General features: G+C 69.1%; 7 protein-coding genes. 6 read left to right on the forward strand and 1 reads right to left on the reverse strand.

Annotation, left to right across the window (positions count from 1 at the left end; translation table 11 throughout):
• Both INE98_RS04700 and INE98_RS04705 read left to right on the forward strand, forming a co-directional pair.
• A partial coding sequence (locus INE98_RS04700; protein WP_293536984.1) for an AMP-binding protein occupies window positions 1-1,408 on the forward strand: 1,408 nt, incomplete at its 5' end.
• Window positions 1,409-1,495: 87 nt separating this feature from the next.
• Entirely contained in the window at window positions 1,496-1,777 is a 282-nt protein-coding gene (locus tag INE98_RS04705; RefSeq protein ID WP_293536986.1) for a hypothetical protein, read from the forward strand.
• Between the two features lie 9 nt (window positions 1,778-1,786).
• Here INE98_RS04705 and INE98_RS04710 read toward each other — a convergent pair whose 3' ends face one another.
• Window positions 1,787-2,581, reverse strand: a complete 795-nt coding sequence (locus INE98_RS04710) for a DUF169 domain-containing protein (RefSeq protein ID WP_293536988.1) — start codon at window positions 2,579-2,581, stop codon at window positions 1,787-1,789.
• 161 nt (window positions 2,582-2,742) lie between these two features.
• On the opposite strand from INE98_RS04710, the gene INE98_RS04715 reads away from it, so the two are divergent.
• The 4 genes from INE98_RS04715 to INE98_RS04730 form a co-directional block, all read left to right on the forward strand.
• Window positions 2,743-4,092, forward strand: a complete 1,350-nt coding sequence (locus tag INE98_RS04715) for a L,D-transpeptidase family protein (RefSeq protein ID WP_293536990.1) — start codon at window positions 2,743-2,745, stop codon at window positions 4,090-4,092.
• Between the two features lie 69 nt (window positions 4,093-4,161).
• On the forward strand, window positions 4,162-4,686 hold the full coding sequence (locus tag INE98_RS04720; RefSeq protein ID WP_293536992.1) for a DUF882 domain-containing protein: 525 nt from the start codon (window positions 4,162-4,164) through the stop codon (window positions 4,684-4,686).
• Window positions 4,687-5,046: 360 nt separating this feature from the next.
• Complete coding sequence (gene recA / locus INE98_RS04725; RefSeq protein ID WP_293536994.1) at window positions 5,047-6,117, forward strand: recombinase RecA; 1,071 nt, start codon at window positions 5,047-5,049, stop codon at window positions 6,115-6,117.
• A 182-nt stretch (window positions 6,118-6,299) separates the two neighbouring features.
• Window positions 6,300-7,171: alanine--tRNA ligase-related protein (locus INE98_RS04730; protein ID WP_293536996.1), on the forward strand; the 872-nt coding region annotated here is incomplete at its 3' end.

Here is a 7,171-nt window from a genome sequence, read left to right on the forward strand (position 1 = left end):
AGCCATGTCCGGGAACCTTTTCAGCCTGCTGGCCTCGGGATTTCCGGCCGACCGAAACCGGCCAGCCTTCCGCCAGCCCGGCGCCGCCGATGTTTCCTATGGCGACCTCGAGACCCTGGCGGCCCGGACCGCCGCCGCTCTGCGCGCCGCGCGGGTCCAGCCTGGCGACCGGGTCGCCCTGCAGGTGGAGAAGTCCATCGAGGCCGTCGTCATCTACCTGGCGACCCTGCGGATCGGCGCGGTCTTCCTGCCGCTGAACGCGGCCTACACCCCGTCCGAGGTCCAGTACTTCCTCGACGACGCCAAGCCGGCCATCTTCATCCAGGATGCCCAAGGCTTCGTGGCCGGGGCCCGGGATCTGGCGCCGGATCCCCGGATCGAGCCCCGCACTCCGGGCGATCTGGCCGCCATCATCTATACCAGCGGCACGACGGGCCGGTCCAAGGGGGCCATGCTGACCCACGGGGCCCTGGCGGCCAACGCCCTGGCCCTGCACGAGGCCTGGGGCTTCTCGCCGGACGACGTCCTGCTCCACGCCCTGCCCATCTTCCACGTCCATGGCCTGTTCGTGGCCCTGCACTGCGCCTTCCTCTCCGGCTGCCCGATGGTCTGGCTGAACCGCTTCGACGAGACCGCAGTGCTCGAGGGGCTCTCCCGGTCCACGGTGATGATGGGCGTACCGACCTTCTACAGCCGCCTCCTGGCGAACCCCGGGCTGACCCGGGAGACCGTCTCCCACATGCGGCTCTTCATCAGCGGCTCAGCCCCCCTGCTCGAGAGCGCCTTCGACGCCTTCGAGACGCGCACCGGTCACCGGATCCTGGAACGCTACGGCATGAGCGAGGCGGTGATCATCACCACCAACCCCCTGGACGGTGAGAGGATCGCCGGTTCCGTCGGGTTCGCCCTTCCTGGTGTCGACGTGCGCATCGGCGGCGGAGAGGCCACCGGCGTCATCGAGATCCGTGGGCCCAGCGTCTTTACCGGCTACTGGCGCATGCCCGAGAGGACACGCGAGGAGTTCACGGCCGACGGCTACTTCATCACCGGAGACGTCGGCCGGATGGATCCCGACGGCCGGCTCTGGATTTCGGGTCGGGCGAAGGATCTGATCATCTCGGGGGGCTACAATGTCTACCCGAAGGAAATCGAACTGATCCTCGACGAGCAGCCCGGGGTGCGCGAGAGCGCTGTCATCGGCGTCCCCCACCCGGACTTCGGCGAGGGCGTGGTGGCCGTCGTCGAGGGGCAGGGGGAAGAGACGGAGCTGATCGCCCGTCTTCGGGGCCAGCTCGCGGGCTACAAGACGCCCAAGCGCATCGTCTTCGTGGACGCCCTGCCCAGGAACGCCATGGGCAAGATCCAGAAGGCCCTGCTGAGGCAGGCCTACGGGGATCTCTTCGCCTGATCACAAGCCGGTGAGGGCCAGTTGACCCCCGGGCGGGGTTATGGGCGTATTCGTTACCAAACGTTCACCTTTTGCGGAGGCGCGCCAATGGGTGCGGAGCAACTGGTCCTGATCGTTCAGGTTGTCGGCGGAATCGTCGGCGGTTGCATGGCGTCGCACGTCCTCAGGTCTGCGGATCCGGGCCCCCTCGCGAATGCGGTGCTCGGCGCCCTGGGCGGCGTGGCCGGGGCCAGCCTGGTGAGTTCCGCCTCTCCGGCCCTGGCGACTCTTCCGGGCCTGTCCGGGCTTCTCTTCGCCGGAATGCTGGCGGGCGGGCTTTCGGCCGTCCTGGGCGGACTGGCGGTCAGCGCCCTGCGCCGGCGGGCCTGATCCGGGCTCTCAATCCTTGCCGTAGCTGACCGCCATGCCGGCGCGGACGTCCTGCTGCACGCCGTACTGCGGGAAGGGATAGCGGAATCCGTTGCGCGCCAGGGCCTTCATGCCGGCCAGGGCCTTGACCAGGTATTCCGGCGGGGTCGCCATCAGCATCTCGTCGTCCAGCACGCCTCCGTATCGCCGCTCGGCGAAGCAGGGGATGGACAGGCTGGGCGTCCGGGTGGTCAGGGCCCGGCCCCAGGAATCGGCGCAGGCGGACTCGCCCACGACGCTCCAGTCGAACCTCTTGTAGCCGGACCACTGAAGGCCGTTGATGAAGTACATCATGGCGCCCGGCGTGGCGTAGAAGAGGGCGATGTCGGGCTCTCCCAGCCGGCCGCTCGCCAGGGGCGAGACCGCAAGGGCCTCGAACTGGCCGTCTGGAACACAGTGCATGGCCGCCTGGTGGGCCGCCGCGCCCGCGTCATCCTCGAACCAGACCCCCTTCATGTGCCGGCCGGAGCGCCAGTCGTCGGTCTTGGCGCCGCCGAGGCCCACCACCGCCCGGCACTGGGCGCCGACCAGGTCCTCGGCGGTGACGCCGACGGTCCAGCCAAGCCGGGAGGCCTGTCCAACCACCTGGTCCAGGGTATGGACCGCGCTCGGGCGGCGAATCCGGGGGATGGCCTCCATGTCCTCCCGCAGCTCGAACATCTTCATGGCGAAGGGAATGGAGCGCAGGCGCAGGGTCTGCTCCAGGTCTGCGGACAGGGCGGCCCAGTCCGTCGTCTCGTCGGCAGGCGAAGTCGCTTCGGTCATGGCGGGGGCTCCTTCCAGAACTCGGCGTCATCCTTGACCGGCCGCCGCCGGATGGGAAGGGGGTCCGGGATTGTCCCGGGATTGTCGGGGGTCTCCGGAACCGCCTACCCTGGTTCCCGCGAGGAGTCGGGGGGCTCGGCGCCTGACCCCGGAGCACGTCCATGAAGCTGTTCGCCTTCAGTTTCGCCGTCGCCCTCGCGGTCGCCGCGGGATGGAGCGCTCCAGCCCGCGCGGCGCCGCCGCCGGAGCTTGTCCTGAGCGCGGCGGATCGGGCCGCGCTGTCCGCCGCCCTTGTCCGCTCGGGGCGCCCGGCGCCGGGCCTGGACGAAAGCGACGCCTCCGTCTGGGAGGCGACTGAAAGTCTCGCCCGCGTCGAGCTGGGGCTCCGGTTCCGGCCCGCCGACCTCGATCCCCTCTGGGCGCAAACGCCGGCGCTTCGGACTCCGGATGCGGAAATGGCTGCGGTCCTCGCGGCAGGGCGACTGGCGGAGTGGGTCGCGAACCTGTCCCCGAAGGCTCCCACCTACGACGCCCTTGTGGCGGCGCGTCGGCGCTACGCCGGAATTGTCGCCGCAGGGGGCTGGGAGGGGCTTCCGGAGGGCCTGCGGCTTCGCCAGGGCGATGCGGGGGCCGGGGTGCTGACGCTGCGCCGCCGCCTCGAGGCCGAGGGCGACGCCGCCCCTGCATCCGGGCGGAACGAAGTCTTTGACGCAGCCCTGAGACACACCCTCGCCGCCTGGCAGGCCCGCAACGGCCTTGAGGCTGACGGCGTCCTGGGTCCCCTGACTCTGGCCCGGCTCAGTTTTCCCGCCAGCGAACGCCTGGCGCGGATCGAGGCCAACCTGGAGCGTTGGCGCTGGTTGCCACGTCCCCTCCCGGCGGACCGCATCGAGGTCGATACCGGCGGTGCGACCGGCGTTCTCTATCGGTCCGGCCGTCCGGTCCGCACCTTCCGGGTGATCGTCGGGGCCGTCCGCGACCCGACCCCGCTCTTCCTGTCCGAGATCAACGCCGTGGTTCTCAATCCGCCCTGGAATGTCCCCGACCGGATCGCCCGCGAGGAAATCTGGCCTCGCATCGCCCGGGACCCGGGCTATCTCCAGCGCAACGGCTATGTCCAGATCGGGGGGCGACTGCAGCAGCAGCCCGGTCCGCAAAGCGCTCTTGGCCTGGTCAAGTTCGACCTTGTCAGTCCCTTCGGGGTCTTTCTGCACGATACGCCGGGCCGCGACCTTTTCCGCCGGTCCGAGCGTCATCTCAGCCACGGTTGCGTGCGGGTCGAGCAGCCCATGATCCTCGCCGATCTCCTTCTGGAACCCCAGGGCCGTGGCGGCGCGCGCCTGGCTGCGGACCTCGCCACGGGCCAGACCCTCAGGGTCGGCCTGGCCCGGCCTGTTCCCCTGGTGGTCGTTCACTGGACGGTCCGCGCCGATCCGGAAGGCCGCGCGGGCTTCCTCGACGACATCTATGGCTGGGACGCGCGCCTGGCGGCGGCGCTGGCGGCTTTGTGATCAGCGGCGCTCTTGCCAGCCCGTCTCCGCGCGGGCAAACCGTCGCCGGGGCGCAGAGGAGACCTGTCCATGATCGGACGCCGCCGCCTGCTGGCCGGAGCCCTGGGCCTGGCCGCCCCCGCCGTCATCGCCAGCGGAGCCTCGGCCGCCGCGCCCCGGCGCCTTTCGCTTCTCAACCTGCATACGGGAGAACGGCTCGCCGCCACCTATTTCGAGGCGGGGCGCTACCTGCCCGACGCCCTGGCGGCGCTCAACAATGTCCTGCGGGATCACCGCACCGGCGAGGCGCACCCCATGGCGCCCGGTCTTCTGGACCTGGTCGCCGGCCTGTCCGGCCAGTTCGGGCGGCCGGACGCGGTTCAGGTGATCTCCGGCTATCGTTCGCCGGCCTCAAACGCCACCCTCAGCGCCCGATCCTCCGGCGTCGCCACGCGCAGCCTGCACATGAAGGGCATGGCCATGGACATCCGGATTCCCGGCGTCCCGCTTGCCCGTCTCCGGGACGCCGCCCTGGCGCTGGGCCGCGGCGGGGTCGGCTTCTATCCCGCTTCCGATTTCGTTCATGTCGACGTTGGCCGGGTCCGGCGCTGGTAGTTTCAGCGGGCCTCAGGCCGGCCGCCAGAACAGCGCGCGGGCCCTGACTGGATCGAGCAGGGCGGGGTCCGCCGGGGCGTTCGCCGTGTTCGATGCGGACGGCGATGGCAAGTTCATCCCGGCGGAGATCCGCAGTGGGCGGGAAAAGCTTCAGCAGCGTCGTGGTCGGACCCATTAGAGGTCGCACCAGGCCGATGGGTCACCGGTAAGGGCTACGACAGGAACGGACGTCTCTCCTTGTCCAGGGCGAAAGAGAACGTCTTGCGAACAGAGAACAAACCGGGTACCGCTATGGTCATCGGCGGCAGGCGTCGATGAGCGGCCCCGGGCCGCGGAATCATGGGATAAGGACCCCGGATCATGACCAATCAGGCGGCGTTGAGGCTCGTGGTGAAAGAAGACGGTGAGAAGCAGCGGGCCCTCGAGGCGGCGCTGACCCAGATTGACCGGGCCTTCGGCAAGGGCGCCGTCATGAAGCTCGGGGACAAGGCGACCATGGAGGTCGAGGCGGTGTCCACGGGCTCCCTCGGCCTGGACATCGCCCTGGGCATCGGCGGCCTGCCCAAGGGGCGGATCATCGAGATCTACGGCCCGGAAAGCTCAGGCAAGACCACCCTGGCCCTGCATGTGGTGGCCGAGGTCCAGAAGGCCGGCGGCGCCGCCGCCTTCGTCGACGCCGAGCACGCCCTGGACCCGGCCTATGCGCGCAAGCTGGGGGTCAACCTGGATGAACTCCTCGTCGCCCAGCCGGACACCGGCGAGCAGGCCCTGGAGATCACCGACACCCTGGTGCGCTCCAACGCCATCGACGTGATCGTGATCGACTCGGTGGCGGCCCTGACACCCCGGGCCGAGATCGAGGGCGAGATGGGCGATTCCCTGCCCGGCCTCCAGGCCCGCCTGATGAGCCAGGCCCTGCGCAAGCTCACGGCCTCGGTCTCCAAGGCCAAGACCATGATCATCTTCATCAACCAGATCCGGATGAAGATCGGCGTCATGTACGGCTCGCCCGAGACGACCACCGGCGGCAACGCCCTGAAGTTCTACGCCTCGGTCCGCCTCGACATCCGCCGCACCGGCTCGGTGAAGGCCCGGGACGAGATCATCGGCAACAACGTCCGGGTGAAGGTGGTCAAGAATAAGGTGGCCCCGCCGTTCCGCGAGGTCGAGTTCGACATCATGTACGGCGAAGGCATCTCCAAGCTGGGCGAGATCATCGACCTGGGCGTCAAGGGCGGCGTGATCGAGAAGTCGGGCTCCTGGTTCTCCTGGAACAGCCAGCGCATCGGTCAGGGTCGCGACAATGTCCGCGAGTTCCTGCGCGCCAATCCGGACATCGCCGCCCAGATCGAAGCCCAGGTCCGCGGCGCCCGCGAGGTCATCGAGGAGGAGCTGCTGGTCGGCCCCACCGCCGAGGACGACGCGGGCTGACTTCCTTTCAGGGCCAGGACCCGGCCCCTTCAGGACCGGGTTCCTGCACCCGCGGGGCCGGGGAGTGCGGCCTTGCGCTTGGCGCGGCCGTTCAAGTCCCGTAAACCCTCTGGCTTCCGCGGTGCAGCACGGCCCCGGCCCGCCGGGTCCTGCGCATCATCCCGCCAGTCCAGAAGTCCGCCATGCCCAGTCTGAATGATATCCGCTCGACCTTCCTGAGCTACTTCCAGGCGAACGACCACCAGGTCATCCCCTCGGCGCCCCTGGTGCCGCAGAACGACCCGACCTTGCTGTTCGTCAATGCGGGCATGGTGCCGTTCAAGAACTATTTCACGGGCGCCGAGACCCCGCCGACCCTGCGCGCCGCCTCGTCCCAGAAGTCGGTGCGCGCCGGCGGCAAGCACAATGACCTCGACAATGTCGGCTACACGGCGCGTCACCACACCTTCTTCGAGATGCTGGGGAACTTTTCCTTCGGCGATTATTTCAAGGAAGGCGCCATCGAGCTCGCCTGGGGGTTGCTGACCCGGAACTACGGCATCCCCGCCGAGAAGCTGTGCGTCACGGTCTACCATACCGATGACGAGGCCGCCGACCTGTGGAAGCGGATCGCCAGCCTGCCCGATCACAAGATCATCCGCATCGCCACCAGCGATAACTTCTGGTCGATGGGCGACACCGGACCCTGTGGCCCGTGCTCCGAGATCTTCTACGACCATGGCGACCACATCCCCGGTGGTCCGCCCGGCAGTCCCGATGAGGACGGGGACCGGTTCGTGGAGATCTGGAACCTCGTCTTCATGCAGTTCGAGCAGTTCGCGGACGGAACGCGCAAGCCCCTGCCCAAGCCGCAGATCGACACCGGCATGGGCCTGGAGCGGATCACCGCAGTGCTCCAGGGCGTCCACGACAACTACGACACCGACCTCTTCCGCACCCTGATCGCGGCTTCCCAGGGCCTGGTGGGAAGGGGCGGGGAGCCGGCCTCGCACCGGGTGATCGCCGACCACCTGCGTTCCTCCAGCTTCCTGATCGCCGACGGCGTCTCGCCCTC

It is taken from the genome of Phenylobacterium sp., from assembly GCF_020253645.1.
In the GTDB taxonomy this organism is placed as follows: Bacteria; Pseudomonadota; Alphaproteobacteria; order Caulobacterales; family Caulobacteraceae; genus Phenylobacterium.